We start from the raw sequence: 18,739 nt of genomic DNA, 5'->3' as shown, positions 1-18,739 counted from the left end.
TCGCAAAGGATGAACAAGGGCTTGAAGCGTAACCGGCACGGAATTCTCGCGGCGCTCGACGTCGGAAGCAGCAAGATCTGCTGCCTCATCGCGCGCATCGAGGAGGGGCGCGGCGAGCAGCCCGATCGCCTCAAGGTGCTGGGCATCGGCCAGCAGCTTTCGCGCGGGGTGAAGAACGGCACGGTGGTGGACATGGAAGCCGCCGAGGGCGCGATCCTCGCCGCCGTGCATGCCGCCGAGCAGATGGCGGGCGAAGCCGTCGAGTCCGTGGTGGTCAACCTTTCGGGCGGCTATCCCGCCTCGCGCCTGATCGGTGTCGAGGTGGCGATCGATGGGCACGAGGTGGACGATTCCGACGTGCGCCGGGCCCTGGAGCAGGGGCATCAGCTCGAAGGTGTGTTGGGGCAGCCCGAGAAGGGCCGCCAGCTGATCCACTCCATCCCGGTCGGCTACACCATCGACGGCAGCCGCGGCATCCGCGATCCACGCGGCATGTACGGCGATCGCCTGGGCGTCAACATGCACATCGTCACCGCCGCCGCCGGCGCGGTACGCAATCTGGCGACCTGTGTGCAGCGCTGCCAGCTCGGCATCGGCGCTTTCGTGGTCTCGCCCTACGCCTCGGCTCTGGCCTCACTGGTGGGTGATGAGCGCGAGCTGGGTGTGACCCTGATCGACATGGGTGGCGGCACCACCTCCATCTCGGTCTTTCTGGACGGCAACGTGGTGCACACCGACGTGGTGCCAGTGGGCGGGCAGCATGTGACCAGCGATATCGCCCGCGGTCTTTCCACCGGCCTGACCCACGCCGAGCGGCTCAAGTCGCTCTATGGCCACGCCATCGCCACCACGGCCGACGAGAGCGAAATGATCGACGTGCCCCAGGTGGGCGAGGAGGAGGGGCATGTGCAGCAGGTCCCCCGCTCCCTGCTGGTGGGGATCATGCAGCCGCGCCTGGAGGAAACCTTCGAACTGGTGCGCTCGCGCCTGGAAGCCAGTGGCTTCGACAAGGTGGGCGGCCGGCGCGTGGTTTTGACGGGCGGTGCAGCACAGCTGCCGGGGATGAACGATCTGGCGGCTCTCATTCTGGACAAGCAGGTGCGGGTGGGGCGGCCCATCCATCTCAGCGGCCTGGCGGAAGCCACCAGCGGCCCGGCTTACGCCACTGCCTCGGGCCTCTTGGCCTATGCGCTGGCGATGGAGCGCGTCCCGCCGCCGCCGGCAACACAAGACAACACGGAGGCGGCCGGACTCTTCGGCCGGATGGGGCATTGGATACGGGAACACTTTTAGTCACAGCGCGCGGTTCGGCGGGGGCCGGACCGCATTCGGGAGCGCCGTCGGCCAATTCCGGCGGACGGCGGAACGCAATTGAGTGGGTGAGCAAGCGGAGGCAGCTATGGATTTGAACTTGAGCGTACCGATGGAAGAGGAAGTTCTCAGCCCGCGGATCACGGTGATCGGCGTCGGCGGAGCGGGCGGTAATGCCGTCAACAACATGATCAGCTCCAACCTGGAAGGGGTGGAGTTCGTGATCGCCAATACCGACGCCCAGGCGATGCGTCAGTCGCTGTGCGAGCGGCGCATTCAGCTGGGGCGCAACGTCACCGCCGGTCTGGGTGCGGGCTCGCGCCCGGACGTGGGCCGTGCGGCGGCAGAAGAGTCGTTGGATGACATCATGGGCCACCTGGATGGGGCCAACATGGTCTTCATCACTGCCGGCATGGGCGGTGGCACCGGCACCGGCGCGGCGCCGGTGGTGGCACGTGCGGCGCGCGAGGCCGGGCTCCTGACCGTCGGCGTTGTCACCAAGCCCTTCCAGTTCGAGGGCATTCATCGCCTGCGTCTGGCGGAGCAGGGCATTCAGGAACTGACTCAGTACGTCGACACCCTGATCATCATTCCGAACCAGAACCTCTTCCGCCTGGCCACGGAGAAGACCACCTTCGCCGATGCCTTCAAGATGGCGGACGATGTGCTGCACTCGGGTGTGCGCGGCGTGACCGACCTGATGATCATGCCGGGCCTCATCAATCTGGACTTCGCAGACATCCGCTCGGTCATGACCGAGATGGGCAAGGCGATGATGGGCACGGGCGAAGCCGAAGGGCAGGATCGCTCCATCGCGGCGGCGGAAGCGGCCATTTCCAACCCGCTTCTGGACGACGTGTCGATGCAGGGGGCCCGTGGCGTCCTGATCAACATCACCGGCGGCATGGACATGACCCTCTTCGAGGTGGACGAGGCGGCCAACCGCATCCGCGAGGAGGTCGATCCCGAGGCCAACATCATCTTTGGCTCCACATTCGATGAGTCCCTGAACGGACGCATGCGGGTTTCGGTGGTGGCGACGGGCATCGAGATGGAGGCCCAGGCCGGCCAGCCGCGCCCGGTCAACCTGAGCGTGGTCGGTGCGGGTAATGGCTCCCCGACGGGAACCGCTCGTCCGGCGGCGCAGGCATTCCGTCCGGCAGCCCAGGCGGTCGGCCAGTCTGCTGTCGCGGCTCGCGCCACGGCCGCTCCGGCGGCGGCTCAGGCGACCGCTGCTGCCACCGCGGCCGCTACGGCCCAGGCCCCTGCTGCGATCCAGGTCTCTGCGGCCATGGCGCAGGCGCGGCCTGAAGAGGAGTCGCTGTCCGAGCCTGAGCACGACGCCTACGAGTCGACTGCCTATGCAGAGCCGCAGGACGAGGTGGCTGAGCAGGATGGGGACGAAGCCTACATCCCGCCCGAGCCCATGCAGGTGCAAAAGCGCGCCGTCCCCGAAGCGGGGCCCGCGATGAACGAGCCGCGCCACAGCGAGCAGGCTCCCGAGCGAGCGGGGCAGGCCGGCGGGTTCAGCCTGCGCAACAAGGCTTCGTCGCTCTTCACCATGGTAACCGGCGGCAGCAAGCCCGCTGCTCCCCGGCCGGCACGGGAAGCGGCAGAGCCGCGCGCACAGCAGCCGCGGCAGGCAACCCGAGCCGAACCCAGCCTTGGCGTGCCGCGTCAGCAGCCGCAGTCCCAGCAGGCGCCGTCTCAGCAGCCAGCGCGTCAGCAACCGGCTCGCCCCCAAGCGGCGCGGCCGCAACCGGAGAGCCGGCAGCCGAATCTGGACCTGGAGTCGCAGGAGCGGTTGCACACGAGCAAGGAAGACGAGGAGATGCTCGACATTCCGGCCTTCCTGCGCCGTCAGGCTAACTGATCGCGCCGCTTGCTCCTCCGCAACGGGATCCGCTGCCCCCGCAGCGGATCCCGCCCGCGCGATCTTGCAATGACCCTGGCTTGAGCGCCCTTCGTCATCTGCCTATAGTCGGCGCGTCTTATGAGGGCTGGTGAATATGCCGGGTGATAGCCGTTTGCAGTACATTATGACCAAGGGCCGGATTCTGGCCTTGGGACTGGCCTTGTTGGTGGGGGCCTGCTCCTCCGACGACAAGGAGGTCTATGTCGAAAGGCCGGCCGAGGAGTTCTACAATCTCGGCCTCGCCTATATGGGAGAGGGGAGTTACGGTGCGGCCGCGGCGAACTTCGACGAGGTCGAGCGCCAGCACCCTTACTCGGTCTGGGCTCCGCGCGCGCAGCTCATGTCGGCCTTCGCCCACTACCAGGCCGACGACTACGACGAGGCGATCAATGCGCTGGACCGCTTCATCCAGTTGCACCCTGGTCATCCGGACATCGGCTACGCCTATTATCTCAAGGCCATCAGCTACTATGAGCAGATTGCCGACGTAGAGCGCGATCAGGCCATGACCCGTCGCGCCGTTGGTGCCCTGGAGGAAGTAATCGCGCGCTTCCCGGACTCCAGTTACGCCCGGGATGCGCAGCTCAAGCTCGACCTGGCCCATGACCACATGGCGGGTCAGCACATGTCCATTGGCCGCTACTATCAGCGTCAGGGCGAGCATCTGGCCGCGATCAATCGATTCCAGATCGTGGTCCGCGACTACCAGACCACCACGCATGTTCCGGAAGCGCTGCACCGGCTTGTCGAGTCGAACCTTGCCCTGGGGATCACCGACGAGGCCCAGGCAACTGCAGCCGTCCTGGGACATAACTACCCGGGCTCGGACTGGTATCTCGACTCCTATGCCCTCCTGACTGGGGAAGATCTCCGCCCCGAGGAAGACCGTCAGCAGCGTTCCTGGATCTCGCGGACCTGGCGTTCGGTCTTCTGAGACGGCCATGCTGGTCAGCCTCGCGATCCGCAATGTGGTGCTGATCGACCAGCTGGAACTTGCGCCCGACGCTGGACTTGGCGTGCTGACCGGTGAAACCGGCGCCGGCAAGTCCATCCTGCTGGATGCCTTGGGTTTGGCGCTGGGCGCCCGCGCCGATTCGGCCCTGGTGCGCCACGGCAGCGATCAAGCCAGCGTGACCGCAGCTTTCGAAATCGACCACGAGCATCCTGCCCTGGCGCACTTGCGTGAACAGGACTTTGCGCTCGAGGAGGAAGCGCTCGTGCTGCGCCGGGTGCTTTCAGCCGATGGCCGCAGCCGTGCCTTCGTCAACGATCAGCCGGTGTCGGTGGGACTGCTGCGCGCGCTGGGCGAGCGTTTGGTGGAGGTGCAAGGGCAGTTTGCGCAGCATGGCTTGCTCGATCCGGCCACCCATCTGGGACTGCTCGATGCCCATGGTGGTTTGCGCGCGCAAGCCAAAGCCCTGGAAGGACACTGGCAAGATTGGCGCGCAGCGGAGCGCGCTTTCGCCGAGGCCCAGGCGCAATTGGAACAGGCACGCCGCGACGACAGCTTCCTGCGCCATGCGCTGGAGGAGCTGGACGAACTGGACCCCCAGGAAGACGAGGAGGAGCGCCTGGCCGAGGAGCGGCGCTTCCTGATGCACGGCGAACGACTGAGCGAGGCTCTCAACGTCGCAGCCACGGCTTTGGGCGGCGATGGCTCGGATACGGCCGAGCGGGCGCTGGCCATGGCACAGCGTGCCCTGGATCGCGTGGCCGACAAGGCGGGTGGCCGAGTCGACGAACTCATGGGCGCGCTCGACCGGGCGGTGGCCGAGGTCAATGAGGCCCAGGCCCAGGTGTCTTCGCTGTCCGCGGACCTGGAGTTCGAGCCCGGACGCCTGGCCACGGTGGAAGAGCGCTACTTCGCCCTGAAGGAACAGGCGCGCAAGCACGGCTGCGAGGTGCAGGAGTTGCCGCAGTTGCGCCGGGTCTTCGCCGAGCGCTTGGAGGCGCTCGACAGCGGCGAGACCCATCTCGCCGGCTTGAAGGCAGCGGTCGAAAACGCGCGTGAAGCCTATCTCGCCGCTGCCGGAGAGATCAGTGATAAACGAGGTGCCGCAGCCGAAAGCCTGCAGGCTGCGGTGCAGGCGGAGTTGGCCCCGCTGCGACTCGACAAGGCGCACTTCTTCTGCCGTGTGCAGCGGCGCGACGAAGAGGCTTGGGGGCCGCAGGGCATCGACCGGGTGGTGTTCGAGGTCAGCACCAATCCGGGCGCGCCCGGTGGCCCCTTGGCCAAGATCGCATCCGGTGGTGAACTTTCCCGTCTGCTGCTCGCGCTCAAGGTTGTGCTGGCTGAAGCCTCGCCGGTGACGACCTTGATCTTCGACGAGGTCGATTCGGGGGTGGGCGGCGCCACGGCCGCGGCGGTGGGCGAGCGGCTGGCGCGCCTGGCGGAGCAGCGCCAGGTACTGGTGGTGACCCATAGTCCTCAGGTGGCGGCCCTGGGGCGCTATCACTGGCAGGTCCGTAAGGAAACGGCCGGGGAGAGCACGGTGACCCGTGTCGTGCCGCTCGATGCACCTGAGCGGCAGGAAGAGGTGGCGCGCATGCTCTCGGGCACGCAGATTACCCAGGAGGCCCGCGCGGCCGCCGGCAAACTGATGGCGAGACCATGAGCGAGCACGCGCTCCCTGTCGACTCCCTGACCCGCGAGCAGGCCGCTGCCGAGTTGGAGTGGCTGGCGGCCGAGATCGCCCGGCACGATGCGCTCTACTACCGCGAGGATGCGCCGGAGATCAGCGACGCCGACTACGACGCGCTGCGTCAGCGAAACGCCGCCATCGAGGCGCGCTTTCCCGATCTGGTCCGTGCCGATAGTCCCAGCCGGCGGGTCGGCGCCGCGCCCTCCAGTGGCTTTGCCAAGGTGCGTCACGCGGTGCCGATGCTCTCACTCGACAATGCCTTCGATGAGGGCGACCTGGGTGAGTTCGTCGCGCGGGTGCGGCGTTTCCTCAACTGGCCGGCGGAGGAGACGCTTGACTTTGTCGCCGAACCCAAGATTGACGGGCTGTCGATCACCCTGCGCTATGAGGAGGGGCGCTTCGTGCGCGGCGCCACCCGGGGTGACGGGCGGGAGGGCGAAGACGTTACCCGCAACCTGCACACCTTGGACGACCTGCCCAAGGACTTGGGCAAAGGGGTGCCAGATGTCCTGGAGGTGCGCGGCGAGGTTTACATGACCAAGAGCGACTTTGCCGCGCTCAACCGGCGGCAGGAGGAGGCGGGCAGCAAGGTCTTCGCCAATCCGCGCAATGCCGCCGCCGGCTCCCTGCGCCAGCTCGACCCTGCGATCACGGCCCAGCGGCCGCTCAGGCTTTTCGCCTACTCCTGGGGCGAGCTGTCGGAGAGCGTGGCCGAGACCCACTGGGCCTTTCTCGAGCGTCTGCGGGACTGGGGTTTTGCGACCAATCCGCTGGCTGAACGCTGTCCGGACCTGGAAGCCATGCTGGCGCTCTACCACCGGGTCGAGGCGGAGCGGGCGGGCCTCGACTACGACATCGACGGCGTGGTCTACAAGGTGGATCGGCTCGACCTGCAGGCGCGCCTGGGTTTCGTCAGCCGAGCACCGCGCTGGGCCATTGCCCACAAGTTCCCGGCCGAGCGGGCCACCACGAAACTGGAGAAGATCGACATCCAGGTGGGGCGTACCGGCGCGCTGACCCCGGTTGCGCATCTAACACCTGTAACCGTGGGCGGCGTCGTGGTCTCCCGCGCTACTTTGCACAATGCCGACGAGATTCAGCGCAAGGACGTGCGCGAAGGCGACACCGTGGTGGTGCAGCGCGCCGGCGACGTCATTCCGCAGATCGTCGAAGTGGTGCTGGACAAGCGCCCCAAGAACCTGGCGCCCTACAGCTTCCCGACCCACTGCCCCTGTCCGTTGCGCACCGAGGTGGTGCGCCACGAAGGCGAAGCGGTCTCCCGCTGCTCCGGCGAATTGGCCTGCCCCTATCAGCAGGTGGAGAAGCTGATCCACTTCGTCTCCCGCGATGCCTTCGACATCGAAGGCTTGGGCGAAAAGCAGGTGCGCGCCTTTTTCGATTGGGAGCTGATCCGCACGCCGGCCGACATCTTCGACCTGCAGCGCAATGATGGCTCCGACGGTCTGACCCGCCTGAAGAATCGCCCGGGCTGGGGTGCGCGCTCTGCGGAAAAGCTCTTCGAGGCCATCGAGGCACGCCGGCGGATCGGGCTCGATCGCTTCATCTATGCGCTCGGCATCCGCCAAGTGGGGCAGGCGACGGCCCGCCTGCTGGCCCGCAGCTACGGCTCGCTGGAAGCCTGGCAGGCGGCAATGAAGCAGGCTGCCGCCGAACGCCAGGCGCAGCCCGAGGCCCGCAAACCCGAAGAGGTGGGCGAAGCCTATGCGGAGCTCTGCAATCTCTCTGGCATCGGCCTGTCCATGGCCGATGATCTCTGTGCCTTCTTCGGCGAGCCGCACAATCTGAAGGTTCTGGAGGAACTGGAGGCCCGCCTGAACGTGGAGCCGCCGGAGGCACCGGACAGGCAAGTGCAATCGCCCATCGCCGGCAAGACACTGGTCTTCACCGGCACGCTGGAAACCATGAGCCGCAGCGAAGCCAAAGCGCGGGCAGAGGCACTGGGCGCAAAGGTGGCCGGATCGGTCTCGCGCAAGACCGACTTTGTGGTGGTGGGCGCCGATGCCGGTTCCAAGGCGCGCAAGGCCGCCGATCTTGGGGTCGAAATCCTCAGCGAAGAACAGTGGCGCGAATTGAGCGGGAGCGACACATGAGCAGCGGATCGCAGGCCGGTGTCTACGCCTTGCTGCCGGATGGCAGCCACGCCCTGGTCCATGCCTGGATCGGCGAAGACTACGAGCTGGCCGATCTGCCGGAGTTTCTCGACGCCGGCCGCTGGGAGGGGGAGGTGCTGCTGCTCACCGCCCGGGATGTGCAAAACCTCAAGCTGCGCGCCGAGGCGGAGAGCTTCGACCATGAGGAGGGTCTGATCGCGCTCTGCCGCGACCTCGACGCCTTCCGCCGCGCCCGTAACCTGGACGGCCTGCGCCTGGTGGAGATGGGGTAGAGCGGCGCGGCTACTCTGCCGGCGGCACCCTGCGCAGCCAGGCAATCAGAGCATCCATGTCCTTGTCGCTGATGCCTGCATAGTAGGCATAGCCCATGGGGGGCTGCAGTTTCTGGCCGTTCCTTGAAATGCCCTGGGTGATGGCGCGCTTGATCTCGGCGTCGCTCCACTCACCGATCCCCAATTTGGGATGGGAGGTGATGTTGGGGGAAGCCGATTCACCCCAGGGGCCCGGGAAGACCTGACCGCCAGCGCCCAGGCGGTCAAAGTCCAGGTGTCCCTGGTCGTCACGCGGCGTGTGGCACTCCATGCAGTGGCCGATTTCCGCCAGATAGGCGCCGTAGGCCACGGGATCGTCGTGGTCCGGCTCCGGCACGCTCGCCACCGGCTCGACCCAGGCCGGCGGAAGTTCCATCTTGAACTTTGTTTCCGGCACGGCGCTGACCACCGGCTCGACCTGACGCAGGTAGGCGATGATGGCGGCCAGATCGCGGTCGGAGAGATGCTGGTAGAACTCGGCCGGCATCACCGGCGCCAGCAGTTCGCCGTCGCGGCCGATGCCCTCGCGGATGGCGCGGCCGATCTCCTCGTCGCTCCAGTCGCCGATGCCGATTTCCGGGTCCGGCGTGATGTTCGCGGCGTAGCTGGTGAAGCCCGGCAACTCGAAGGGCAGGCCGCCGGCAAGCTCCGGCCCCGGACCCTCCGGGCCCATGGGCGTGTGGCAGTTGCCGCAGGCAACGATGGTGTTCATCAAGTAGGCACCACGGTCCAGAAGCTCATCCGCCTGGACGCTTCCGCCAGTGGCAGCGAGGCCGGCCACGGCCAACAAGACTGTGCGCATCCTCTCCCCCGTCTCTTCTTGTTGGGTCTTGAAACCGTCATGGCCCTTTGGGCCGGAAGGCCCATAATACAAGAATTCGGCTCGCGCGGGAGTCTGAATTACGGGAAGATCTGAGCAGCTGCTTGCATGGTGCGTTTGCGTGGCTCAGCCGCCGCTGATGGCCGTGAGCAGGATCACCTCGTCGCCCTCCTGCAAGCGCCGGGTCAGGTCGACGCGCTCCCCATCGACGAAGGCGTTGATGTGCCGCCGCAAGGCCGGACGCGAATCGCAAAGCCTGTCGCGCATGCCGGGCCAGCGCTGGTCGAGCACATGCATGACCTCCGCCAGCGTCGCGGCCCGGACCTGGACGCGGGGCGGCGCCTCGGGAAAGAGCGCACGCAAGGCCGTGGGCAAGTGGACCACGACCTGGGGCGCTTCCCGTTCGGTCTTGAGGCTCATCGGGGACCTAGCGGATCACCAGGGTTTCCACCGACTGCACCAGGGGCAGGTGCTCCGCCAGACGGCGCCAGGTGTCACCGCCGTCATCGCTGGCATAGAGAGAGCCGCTGCTGGTGCCGAAGTAGACGCCCAGCGGGTCCATGCCGTCGGTGGCCAGCGCTTGTCGTAGGACGTTGAAGTAGACGTTGCGCTGCGGCAGGCCTTCTCGCAGGTCTTGCCAAGTCCGGCCGCCGTCGCGTGTGCGCCACACGGCCGCCTGGCCCTCGGGCATGTAGCGCCCGGCGATGTCCCCGTTCAGCGGCACGAGGTAGAGAGTGTCTTCGTCCTTTGGATCGACCGCCGAGGGAAATCCGAAGGTGGAGGGCAGCCCGGCTTCGATGCTCTGCCATGCCTGGCCGCCGTCGTCGCTGCGATACATGCCGCAGTGATTCTGCTGGTAGAGCCGATCCGGTCGCCCCGGGGCCATGGCCAGGCTGTGCACGCACTGGCCGAACTCGGGATAGCGCTGGTCCTCCGGCAGGTAGTCGGAGCGGGTGCCGCGATTGCGCGGCTCCCAAGTGCCGCCGCCGTCCGCGGTGTGAAACACCCCGGCCGCCGAGATCGCAATCCAGATCTGCTGCGGGTCGCTCGGGTGGGGGAGCAGGGAATGGAGGATGAGACCGGCAGCCCCTGCCTGCCACTGGGGTCGGGAGGGGTGGGCGCGCAACCCTTCCAGATGGCTCCAGGTCGAGCCGCGGTCGTCGCTGACGAAGAGGCCGGCCGGTCCGACGCCGGCATAGAGGCGGCCATGCGCTGGCGCCAGACTCCAAACGCCTTGGACCGGATCTTCGCCTTCACCATAGACGAGGCCTTCGCTGGAGTGCGACCAGGTCTCGCCGAGATCGTCCGAGCGCCAGACCGCCGGGCCGAACCAGGGGTCGCCGGCCCCGGCATAGAGGGTGCCGCTGCCGGGATCGGCCACCACATGGTAGACCGGCCATGTCTGGCAGTAGGGACCGCGCAGCTGCCAGGAGCGACGCCCGTAGTCGGATTCGAAAATGAAGACCCCTTTCTTGGTGCCCAGCAGGATCAGGACTTTTGTCGCCACCTTTGCCTCCCTATCTTGCAGCGCTGTCGCAGGCGCATTAAGTTGATATCAACATTGTAGATCGGTGTCAAAGGTCCATGGCCCAGGATGAGTCTCTTCCCTATTCAGAAACCCTGCGGGTGCGCGACAGTTGCCTATGTTTGCATGTGCAGCGGGCAGCGCGCGCGCTGGCACGGCGCTACGACGAGGCGCTGCGGCCGCTGGGGCTCACCAGCGGACAGTTCTCTCTGCTCATGTCGCTGAACCGCCCGGAGCCGCCGAGCATCGGGGCGGTGTCGTCGGTGCTTGCGATGGATCGCACCACCATCACGGCCAACATCAAGCCGCTGCAGCGCAAGGGGCTGCTGGAGGTCACCGTCGATCCCGCCGATCGGCGCAGCCGCCGTTTGCTGCTGACGGAGGCGGGGCGCGACCTGCTGGTCGAGGCAATGCCGCTGTGGGAACGCACCCAGGAGGCGACGCGCGCGCTGGTCGAGGAAGAGGACCCCGAGCGGCTGTGCCGAGACCTGCGCGCGCTCTCCTGAAGATTTTGCGTTTTCAAGCAAACCGCCGCGATTGATCGAAATCGCTATGCGACTCAATCAATCGCGTGAATCCGATCAAGATTCTTCCGATCAAGATTCTAAGGTGTGACGCAGCTTCTGCCATTCATTCGGTCCGCGAAACGATTCCGATCAAATGCCGTCTGCTGCCCTCCGCATCAGGACTCGGATTTCTTTTTCCGGCCGCGTGTCTTCGGTGCCGGCGTTGCCGGCTCTTCTTCCTTGCGCTTGCCCAGTCGGAACTGCTTGGCCAGATCGCTACGTTGCTTGGCGTAGTTGGGCGCGACCATAGGATAGTTCGGGGACAGGTTCCACTTTGCCCGATACTCTTCCGGGGTCATGTTGAAAGCCGTCTTCAAATGACGGCGCAGCATCTTCAGCTTCTTGCCGTCTTCCAAACAAACCAAATAGTCCGGCTGAATCGAGCGCCGGATAGGCACCGCCGGCTCCTGCTGGGGCTCTTCCGGTTCCGGTGTCCCGACACTCGTCAAGGCATCGTGTACCGATTTGATGAGAGTCGGCACATCGTTGGGCGCAATCGCATTGTGACCAACGTGTGCGGCTACGATCTGTGCGGTGTGTGTTAGAATCTCGGATTGCTTGGGAGCTTCGTCTGTCGACTTGTCTTCCACGGTCTTCTCCTATTCTGGAGGGGTTAATCTATTGCCGCGCAATCTAAGATATTTCTCTTGAATTGCAAGCATAACCGAATGCCGATAGATCGCAGAACCGAGAACTTCGGCCTTCCTCTACGCACAAAGAGGTAGTTGTGGGCTCAGAACGAGGCGATGTCTTTAAGGGGAAGATAAAACTCGGCCAGAGAAAACGGCGCAGCGCGGTCCGGGTTACGCAAGAATCAGGCGCAAACGGACGCTGTGTCCGTGGTCGATTTACAACTGAAGTGATCAGCGTCGACAGCTGGCCAGTCCCGCTCAGACTCCAGCTGACGCGGTCAGGGTCAGAGCGGCATCCGACCCGTTTGACCGAACCTCAGGGCAGACCCGAGTGCGTCAGGCGCGCTCGGTGAGCCAGCGACCGATCCGCTCCAGCGCCAACTCGATGTTCTCCAGGGAGTTGGCATAGGAAATGCGCAGGTAGCCTTCACCCTCGGCGCCGAAGGAGGTGCCGGCGATGGCTGCCACGCCCGCTTCCGCCAAAAGGCCTTGCTCCATCTGCTTGGCGCTAAGGCCGGTCTTGCCGATATTGGGAAAGGCGTAGAAAGCGCCCTTCGGCGTGACGCAGCTGATTCCTTCGATGGCGTTCAGCCCAGCGACCACGGCACGGCGACGTTGGTCGAAGGCGCGGAGCATCTCGGCAACCGCATCCTGAGGCCCTTCCAATGCGGCAATTCCAGCCCACTGGGTCGGTGCATTGACGCAGGAGACCGAGTTAACCGCCAGGCGCACCACAGGCTCCACCAGCTCCTTCGGCCAGTAGCCATAGCCCAGACGCCAGCCGGTCATGGCGTAGGTTTTGGAGCAGCCGTCGAGCAGGATCAGGCGGTCACGCAGCGATTCGTAGGCGAGCAACGAGCTGTGCTCCAGCCCGTCATAAAGCATCTCGCCGTAAATCTCGTCCGACATCACGACGACGTGGGGCCAAGCCTCGAGGCCTTCCACTAACCGGTCCAGCTCTTCCTTGGGTACGACGCCGCCGGTCGGGTTGGCGGGGCTGTTGATGATGATGAGGCGCGTGCGCTCGGTGATGCGGGCCAGCACCTCCTCGGCCGAGAAAGCAAAGCCCTTGTCCTCGTGCAGCGGCAGGGGCACCGGCGTGGCGCCGCTGTAGCGGATCACCGATTCGTAGATGGGAAAGCCGGGGTTGGGGTAGAGAATCTCCGCGCCGGGTTCGCCAAACAGCGAGATTGCGAAGAACATCGTGACCTTGCCGCCTGGCACGACCACGACCCGGTCCGGGTCCAGCGCTGCGCCTGCACGCTTTTCCAAGGTGGCCGCAACAGCTTGTCGCAGTTCCGGGATGCCATTTGCCGGGGTGTAGCCGTGGTGACCGTCGCGAAGGGCCTTGACGGCCGCCTCGACGATGTGCGGTGGGGTCGGGAAGTCGGGCTGGCCGATGCCAAGATTGATCACCGACTTCCCCTTAGCCTCCAGCGCCTTGGCGCGGGCGAGAACTTCGAAGGCGGTTTCGGTGCCAAGGCGAGAAACGGCAGCGGCGAGCGGAAGCATCGGCAAATCCCTGTTCTGTCGGGGGAAGAGACTAGAGTTGCGCCAACTCTAAGGTTGCCGGGCTGCTTCAGTCCAGCCGCAGCGTGGGACGGCAGCGGCCGGCGTGGTGCTCCGGCCTGCACTTTCGCAGCGCCCGGCGCCCAGATCATGCCATGGCCTCCCCTGTACGAAAGGCAAGGGAGGCGGGGGCTTCGAACCAGGGTCAGGGGCGCGTGTGCAGCGCGTCTGCGCGTCCGCCTCAACGCTTGGCCGGCTTTGGCAAATTCGGCTCGCGGTTTCGCTTGACACCCCCCAGCCCCTGGAGTACTTCCCGCCCGTCGCCACGCCGAGCCCAGCGCCGGCCGCGACATGGCGAGGGGGTGTAGCTCAGTTGGTTAGAGCGCCGGCCTGTCACGCCGGAGGCCGCGGGTTCGAGTCCCGTCACTCCCGCCACTCGCTTTCCCCGACATAATCGATGTCACCTGCAGGGCAGGGCTCTAACGCCTTTGCCCATCGTGTTTTTGTGGGCGAGGGTGACGCGTCGTTTCGCCCTTTTCCCACCGGGGCGTCCGCCCTATAGTCCGGCCACGTCGCGACCGCGTTCGTGTGGCCGCGCACTTGCTGAGACAACCGGCCGGCACTGACCCTCAGGGGCAAAGTGTCGGACGGGCAACGGCGTTGCCGGCTGCTGGAAGTGCCGGTGGCGCTGCCGAAGGACTGGTTCCGAGGGGCAGGAGATGAATCCACTGCTGGTAGAGTACCTGCCGATCTTGATTTTCATCGGCATCGCTCTGGGTCTGGGGCTTGTCATGGTGATCGGCTCCTACGTCGTGGCCCGGCAGCGGCCGGACTCGGAAAAGGTGTCGGCCTATGAATGCGGCTTCGAGGCCTTTGACGACGCGCGCTCGCGTTTTGACGTGCGCTTCTATCTCGTCGCCATTCTCTTCATCATCTTCGACCTGGAAGTGGCCTTTCTCTTCCCCTGGGCGGTTTCGCTCGGTGAGATCGGCATGTTTGGTTTCTGGTCGATGATGGTCTTCCTTGGGCTTTTGACCGTCGGCTTCATCTATGAATGGAAGAAGGGAGCGCTGGAATGGGAGTGATCGCCCAGCCGCAGGGCCAGCCGCTCGCGCCCGGCGCGACGCAGGACGCCGCGCTTAACCGTGTCTCCGATGAGATCCAGGAAAAGGGTTTCGTCATCGCGCAGATGGACAAGCTCGCCGCTTGGGCCCAGACCGGTTCGATGTGGCCCATGACCTTTGGTCTGGCCTGCTGTGCGGTGGAAATGATGCACACCGCCGCCAGCCGCTATGATCTGGACCGCTTCGGTGCCGTCTTCCGGCCCAGCCCGCGCCAGTCGGACGTGATGATCGTTGCCGGCACGCTGTGCAACAAGATGGCGCCGGCGCTGCGCAAGGTCTACGACCAGATGGCCGAGCCGCGATGGGTCATCTCCATGGGGTCCTGCGCCAACGGCGGCGGCTACTATCATTACTCCTATTCCGTGGTACGTGGCTGCGACCGGGTGGTGCCGGTCGACGTCTATGTCCCCGGCTGCCCGCCCACGGCAGAGGCGCTGCTCTATGGCGTCCTTCAGCTCCAGAAGAAGATCAAGCGCCAGGCGGCGATCGCCCGCTAGGGCGGACGGCCGTTCCGGTGTCGAGCAACAGCGACGAGATGGTGATGATCCCTGCCCACAAGGACCTGATCGACCAGCTTGAGGCATCCCAACCGGATGCGCTCATGCAGGCCGAAGAGATTCGCGGCGAGCTGATCCTTTGGACGGAACGGGAGCACCTGATTCCTCTCGCCACCTTCCTGCGCGACAATCCCAACGCGCTGTTCAAGCAGTTGATGGACATCACGGCCGTGGATCATCCGCAGCGCGAGCGGCGCTTCGAGGTGGTCTATAACCTGCTGTCGCTGAAACATAACCTGCGGGTCCGCATCAAGCTGCCGACCGATGAGGAAACTGCGGTTCCCTCGCTGTGCGGCGTCTTCAGCTCGGCCAACTGGTTCGAGCGGGAAACCTGGGACCTCTACGGCGTCTTCTTCTCCGATCACCCCGATCTGCGACGCATCCTGACCGATTACGGCTTCGAGGGGCATCCGCTGCGCAAGGACTTCCCGCTCACCGGTTACGTGGAGCTTCGCTACGACGAAGAGCTGAAGCGCGTGGTCTATGAGCCGGTTTCCCTGCGGCAGGAGTTCCGCGGCTTCGATTTCGAGAGCCCCTGGGAAGGCATGCTGCACCTGCCCGGTGATGAAAAGGCCGAGGCGGCTGACAGCGAAGACGGAGGCAAGGCCTGATGGCGGAAGCAGCAATCAAGCCGCTGACCCTGAATTTCGGTCCGCAGCACCCGGCGGCGCACGGCGTCTTGCGCCTGGTTCTGGAAATGGACGGCGAGGTGATCGAGCGCGCAGACCCGCACATTGGGCTGCTGCACCGCGGCACCGAAAAGCTGATCGAATACAAGACCTACCTGCAGGCCGTGCCCTACTTCGACCGGCTCGACTACGTCAGCCCGATGAACCAGGAGCACGCCTTCGCGCTGGCGACAGAGAAGCTGCTGGGCATCCAGGTGCCGCCGCGCGCTCAGTACATCCGCGTGCTTTTCTCCGAGCTGACGCGCATCGCCAATCACCTGCTGAACATCACCACTTTCGCGCTCGACGTGGGCGCCATGACGCCGCTGCTCTGGGGTTTCGAAGAGCGCGAGAAGATCATGGAGTTCTATGAGCGCGTCAGCGGCGCGCGGCTGCATTCGGCCTATTTCCGCCCGGGCGGTGTACACCAGGATCTGCCGGCCGGCCTGCTGGATGATATCGGACGCTTCTGCGAGTCCTTCCCCAAGGTGATCGACGACCTGGAAGATCTCTTGACCGGCAACCGCATCTTCCTGCAGCGCACTGTGGACATCGGCGTCGTGCCGGTGGAAACCGCTCTGGACTGGGGCTTCACCGGCCCGATGTTGCGCGGCTCCGGCGTGCCCTGGGACCTGCGCCGGGCACAGCCCTATGAGTGCTACGACCAGCTGGATTTCCAGATTCCGGTCGGCAAGTCCGGCGACTGCTTCGATCGCTATCTCGTGCGCATGGAGGAGATGCGCCAGTCGCTGCGCATTATCGAGCAGTGCATCGAGAAGATGCCCGACGGGCCGGTCATGGTGGAGAACCAGAAGATCACGCCGCCGCGCCGTGGCGAGATGAAGCGCTCCATGGAAGCGCTGATCCATCACTTCAAGCTCTACACCGAGGGCTATCACGTGCCGCCGGGCGAGACCTACACGGCCGTCGAGGCGCCCAAGGGCGAGTTCGCGGTCTATCTCGTCTCCGACGGCTCCAACCGTCCCTACAAATGCAAGATCCGTGCGCCGGGCTTCGCCCATCTGGCAGCGATGGACCACCTTTGCCGCGGCCACATGCTGGCCGACTCGGTGGCCATTCTCGGCTCCATGGACATCGTCTTCGGAGAGGTCGATCGATGAAGGTCACCACCTACATCCCGCCGAAGGCCGAGGACTTCGCCTTCACGCCGGAGAACCTGGATAAGGCCAAGGGCTACGTCGCGCGCTATCCCGAAGGCCGGCAGGCCAGCGCGGTCATCTGGCTGCTCTACCTGGCGCAGGAGCAAAACGGTGGTTGGCTCTCGGTTCCGGCCATCGAGTACGTGGCCTCCTTCCTGGGCATGGCGCCGATCCGGGTGCACGAGGTCGTCAGCTTCTACACCATGTTCAACACCCAGCCCGTGGGCCGTCACCAGATCCAGATCTGCCGCACCACAAGTTGCTGGCTGCGCGGTTCCGACGAGATTTCCAAGGCCTGCCTGGAAGAGGCAGGGACCAGCCGCTTCGGTGAACTCAGCGAAGATGGTGCCTTCTCGGTGGTCGAGGTTGAATGCCTGGGCGCCTGCTGTAACGCGCCGATGTTCCAGGTTAATGACCGCGACTACTACGAGGACCTGACGCCGGAGAAGGCTAAGGAGATCATGCGGGCCCTTCGCAAGGGGGAGACGCCGGCGGCCGGCTCGCAGCAGGGCCGCGTTAGCTCAGAGCCCGAAGGCGGCCTGACCACGCTGACCGAAGTGCAGGGGGGCGCTTGATGCTGCAGGACAAGGATCGCGTTTTCCTCAACCTTTACGGCCTTGAGGATTGGCGTCTCGATGGTGCGCGCAAGCGCGGCATCTGGTCCAATACGAAGGACCTGGTTGCCCTGGGACGCGACAAGATCATTGAGGAGATCAAGGAATCGGAACTGCGCGGTCGTGGCGGCGCCGGTTTCCCGGCGGGTCTGAAGTGGTCTTTCATGCCCAAGGAAAACGACGGCCGCCCGCACTACCTCGTGGTCAACGCCGACGAATCCGAGCCCGGCTCCTGCAAAGACCGGGAGATCATGCGCAACGATCCGCACATGCTGCTGGAAGGCTGTGTGATCGCCGGCTTCGCCATGGGCGCGCACAAGGCCTACATCTACATCCGCGGTGAATACTGGCTGCCGACCCAGCGCCTGGAGGCGGCGATTGCCGAGGCGCGCGAGGCGGGTCTGCTCGGCCCCGACGCCTGTGGGTCGGGCTGGGCCTTCGACATCGAGGTCAGCCGCGGCGCCGGCGCCTACATTTGCGGCGAGGAAACTGCGCTCCTGGAATCGCTGGAGGGCAAGAAGGGCCAGCCGCGCCTCAAGCCGCCTTTCCCGGCTGCGGTTGGCGTGTGGGGCTGCCCGACCACGGTCACCAACGTGGAGACGGTTGCCGTTTCTCCCACCATCCTGCGGCGCGGTGCCGCCTGGTGGAAGGGGCTGGGGCGACCCAAAAACACCGGCACCAAGATCTTCTCCATCTCAGGGCACGTCAATCGGCCCTGCAACGTGGAAGAGGAAATGGGCATCCCGCTGCGCGAGCTGATCGACAAGCATGCCGGCGGCGTGCGCGGCGGCTGGGACAACCTGCAGGCCGTCATCCCCGGAGGCTCTTCGGTGCCCTGTCTGCCCAAGACGATCTGCGATGACGTGCTGATGGATTTCGATTCCCTGCGGGAGGCGCAGTCGGGCCTTGGTACGGCAGCGGTGATCGTGATCGACCAGTCGGCGGACATCGTCGAGGCGATCCAGCGCTTCAGCCATTTCTATATGCACGAATCCTGCGGCCAGTGTACGCCCTGCCGCGAAGGCACCGGCTGGATGTACCGGGTGATGAGCCGGATGATGAAAGGCCAGGCCGAGGTCGAAGAGATCGATACGCTGCTCGACGTCACCAAGCAGGTCGAAGGCCACACCATCTGCGCCCTGGGCGATGCCGCCGCCTGGCCGATCCAGGGGCTCATCCGGCACTTCCGCCCCGAGCTGGAACGCCGCATCGCCGAATACAAGGCCGGCCGCACCCCGGTCGCCGCGGAGTAA

At 65.4% G+C, this 18,739-nt stretch carries 18 protein-coding genes and 1 tRNA gene; 14 read left to right on the top strand and 5 right to left on the bottom strand.

What is annotated here, in order from left to right; all coding sequences use genetic code 11:
- Positions 1-21 precede the first annotated feature (21 nt).
- The 6 genes from ftsA to P2G67_RS14595 all read left to right on the top strand — a co-directional run bounded on the left by ftsA (position 22) and on the right by P2G67_RS14595 (position 8,272).
- Positions 22-1,293 (top strand): cell division protein FtsA, encoded by a 1,272-nt coding sequence (gene ftsA / locus P2G67_RS14620; protein ID WP_275823991.1) that lies wholly within the window; start codon positions 22-24, stop codon positions 1,291-1,293.
- 106 nt (positions 1,294-1,399) lie between these two features.
- Positions 1,400-3,184 (top strand): cell division protein FtsZ, encoded by a 1,785-nt coding sequence (gene ftsZ / locus P2G67_RS14615; RefSeq protein WP_275823990.1) that lies wholly within the window; start codon positions 1,400-1,402, stop codon positions 3,182-3,184.
- A 166-nt stretch (positions 3,185-3,350) separates the two neighbouring features.
- Positions 3,351-4,160, top strand: a complete 810-nt coding sequence (locus P2G67_RS14610; RefSeq protein WP_275823989.1) for an outer membrane protein assembly factor BamD — start codon at positions 3,351-3,353, stop codon at positions 4,158-4,160.
- A gap of 7 nt (positions 4,161-4,167) precedes the next feature.
- Positions 4,168-5,841: a DNA repair protein RecN gene (gene recN / locus P2G67_RS14605; RefSeq protein ID WP_275823988.1), complete on the top strand. Its 1,674-nt coding sequence runs from the start codon at positions 4,168-4,170 to the stop codon at positions 5,839-5,841.
- Positions 5,838-7,979 carry an NAD-dependent DNA ligase LigA gene (gene ligA / locus P2G67_RS14600; RefSeq protein ID WP_275823987.1) on the top strand — a complete coding sequence of 714 codons (2,142 nt, stop codon included), beginning with the start codon at positions 5,838-5,840 and terminating at the stop codon, positions 7,977-7,979. The genes recN and ligA overlap by 4 nt, the downstream gene beginning before the upstream one ends.
- Positions 7,976-8,272 carry a hypothetical protein gene (locus tag P2G67_RS14595; RefSeq protein WP_275823986.1) on the top strand — a complete coding sequence of 99 codons (297 nt, stop codon included), beginning with the start codon at positions 7,976-7,978 and terminating at the stop codon, positions 8,270-8,272. The genes ligA and P2G67_RS14595 overlap by 4 nt, the downstream gene beginning before the upstream one ends.
- A 10-nt stretch (positions 8,273-8,282) precedes the next feature.
- Here P2G67_RS14595 and P2G67_RS14590 read toward each other — a convergent pair whose 3' ends face one another.
- From P2G67_RS14590 to P2G67_RS14580, 3 genes are all read right to left on the bottom strand, one after another.
- A complete protein-coding gene (locus P2G67_RS14590; RefSeq protein ID WP_275823985.1) occupies positions 8,283-9,113 on the bottom strand; it encodes a c-type cytochrome in 831 nt (276 codons plus the stop codon).
- A 144-nt stretch (positions 9,114-9,257) separates the two neighbouring features.
- Complete coding sequence (locus P2G67_RS14585; protein ID WP_275823984.1) at positions 9,258-9,551, bottom strand: MoaD/ThiS family protein; 294 nt, start codon at positions 9,549-9,551, stop codon at positions 9,258-9,260.
- Between the two features lie 7 nt (positions 9,552-9,558).
- Complete coding sequence (locus P2G67_RS14580) at positions 9,559-10,638, bottom strand: WD40/YVTN/BNR-like repeat-containing protein (RefSeq protein ID WP_275823983.1); 1,080 nt, start codon at positions 10,636-10,638, stop codon at positions 9,559-9,561.
- A 77-nt stretch (positions 10,639-10,715) separates the two neighbouring features.
- Here P2G67_RS14580 and P2G67_RS14575 point away from each other — a divergent pair, with 77 nt between their 5' ends.
- Positions 10,716-11,162, top strand: a complete 447-nt coding sequence (locus P2G67_RS14575) for a MarR family winged helix-turn-helix transcriptional regulator (protein WP_275823982.1) — start codon at positions 10,716-10,718, stop codon at positions 11,160-11,162.
- A 176-nt stretch (positions 11,163-11,338) separates the two neighbouring features.
- Here P2G67_RS14575 and P2G67_RS14570 read toward each other — a convergent pair whose 3' ends face one another.
- The gene (locus tag P2G67_RS14570; RefSeq protein ID WP_275823981.1) at positions 11,339-11,812 is read right to left on the bottom strand and encodes a Ros/MucR family transcriptional regulator; all 474 of its coding nucleotides are present in this window, start codon (positions 11,810-11,812) and stop codon (positions 11,339-11,341) included.
- Between the two features lie 378 nt (positions 11,813-12,190).
- A complete protein-coding gene (locus P2G67_RS14565; protein WP_275823980.1) occupies positions 12,191-13,366 on the bottom strand; it encodes a pyridoxal phosphate-dependent aminotransferase in 1,176 nt (391 codons plus the stop codon).
- 355 nt (positions 13,367-13,721) lie between these two features.
- On the opposite strand from P2G67_RS14565, the gene P2G67_RS14560 reads away from it, so the two are divergent.
- From P2G67_RS14560 to nuoF, 7 genes are all read left to right on the top strand, one after another.
- A tRNA-Asp gene (locus P2G67_RS14560) sits at positions 13,722-13,798 on the top strand.
- A gap of 284 nt (positions 13,799-14,082) precedes the next feature.
- Entirely contained in the window at positions 14,083-14,448 is a 366-nt protein-coding gene (locus P2G67_RS14555) for an NADH-quinone oxidoreductase subunit A (protein WP_275823979.1), read from the top strand.
- Complete coding sequence (locus tag P2G67_RS14550; protein ID WP_322099721.1) at positions 14,439-14,984, top strand: NuoB/complex I 20 kDa subunit family protein; 546 nt, start codon at positions 14,439-14,441, stop codon at positions 14,982-14,984. Before P2G67_RS14555 ends, P2G67_RS14550 begins: the two co-directional genes overlap by 10 nt.
- A 44-nt stretch (positions 14,985-15,028) precedes the next feature.
- Positions 15,029-15,655, top strand: coding sequence for an NADH-quinone oxidoreductase subunit C (locus P2G67_RS14545; RefSeq protein ID WP_275824026.1), 627 nt, complete (start codon positions 15,029-15,031; stop codon positions 15,653-15,655).
- Entirely contained in the window at positions 15,655-16,833 is a 1,179-nt protein-coding gene (locus P2G67_RS14540) for an NADH-quinone oxidoreductase subunit D (RefSeq protein ID WP_275823978.1), read from the top strand. The genes P2G67_RS14545 and P2G67_RS14540 overlap by 1 nt, the downstream gene beginning before the upstream one ends.
- Positions 16,830-17,447: an NADH-quinone oxidoreductase subunit NuoE gene (nuoE, locus tag P2G67_RS14535; RefSeq protein ID WP_275823977.1), complete on the top strand. Its 618-nt coding sequence runs from the start codon at positions 16,830-16,832 to the stop codon at positions 17,445-17,447. The genes P2G67_RS14540 and nuoE overlap by 4 nt, the downstream gene beginning before the upstream one ends.
- Positions 17,447-18,739, top strand: a complete 1,293-nt coding sequence (gene nuoF, locus P2G67_RS14530) for an NADH-quinone oxidoreductase subunit NuoF (protein WP_275823976.1) — start codon at positions 17,447-17,449, stop codon at positions 18,737-18,739. The genes nuoE and nuoF overlap by 1 nt, the downstream gene beginning before the upstream one ends.

The sequence above is a fragment of the Aquibaculum arenosum genome, assembly GCF_029222965.1.
In the GTDB taxonomy this organism is placed as follows: Bacteria; Pseudomonadota; Alphaproteobacteria; order Kiloniellales; family DSM-21159; genus Aquibaculum; species Aquibaculum arenosum.
Note: the sequence above shows the minus strand (reverse complement) of the source record. Positions and strands in the feature narration are given on the sequence as shown.

Coding starts and splice junctions, on each gene's coding strand:
- nuoE (WP_275823977.1), top strand. CDS start 16,830: ATGAAGGTCACCACCTACATCCCGCCGAAGGCCGAGGACTTCGCCTTC.
- P2G67_RS14610 (WP_275823989.1), top strand. CDS start 3,351: ATGACCAAGGGCCGGATTCTGGCCTTGGGACTGGCCTTGTTGGTGGGG.
- P2G67_RS14590 (WP_275823985.1), bottom strand. CDS start 9,113: ATGCGCACAGTCTTGTTGGCCGTGGCCGGCCTCGCTGCCACTGGCGGA.
- ligA (WP_275823987.1), top strand. CDS start 5,838: ATGAGCGAGCACGCGCTCCCTGTCGACTCCCTGACCCGCGAGCAGGCC.
- P2G67_RS14555 (WP_275823979.1), top strand. CDS start 14,083: ATGAATCCACTGCTGGTAGAGTACCTGCCGATCTTGATTTTCATCGGC.
- P2G67_RS14550 (WP_322099721.1), top strand. CDS start 14,439: ATGGGAGTGATCGCCCAGCCGCAGGGCCAGCCGCTCGCGCCCGGCGCG.
- recN (WP_275823988.1), top strand. CDS start 4,168: ATGCTGGTCAGCCTCGCGATCCGCAATGTGGTGCTGATCGACCAGCTG.
- nuoF (WP_275823976.1), top strand. CDS start 17,447: ATGCTGCAGGACAAGGATCGCGTTTTCCTCAACCTTTACGGCCTTGAG.
- P2G67_RS14540 (WP_275823978.1), top strand. CDS start 15,655: ATGGCGGAAGCAGCAATCAAGCCGCTGACCCTGAATTTCGGTCCGCAG.
- P2G67_RS14575 (WP_275823982.1), top strand. CDS start 10,716: ATGGCCCAGGATGAGTCTCTTCCCTATTCAGAAACCCTGCGGGTGCGC.
- P2G67_RS14565 (WP_275823980.1), bottom strand. CDS start 13,366: ATGCTTCCGCTCGCCGCTGCCGTTTCTCGCCTTGGCACCGAAACCGCC.
- ftsZ (WP_275823990.1), top strand. CDS start 1,400: ATGGATTTGAACTTGAGCGTACCGATGGAAGAGGAAGTTCTCAGCCCG.
- P2G67_RS14595 (WP_275823986.1), top strand. CDS start 7,976: ATGAGCAGCGGATCGCAGGCCGGTGTCTACGCCTTGCTGCCGGATGGC.
- P2G67_RS14545 (WP_275824026.1), top strand. CDS start 15,029: ATGATCCCTGCCCACAAGGACCTGATCGACCAGCTTGAGGCATCCCAA.
- P2G67_RS14585 (WP_275823984.1), bottom strand. CDS start 9,551: ATGAGCCTCAAGACCGAACGGGAAGCGCCCCAGGTCGTGGTCCACTTG.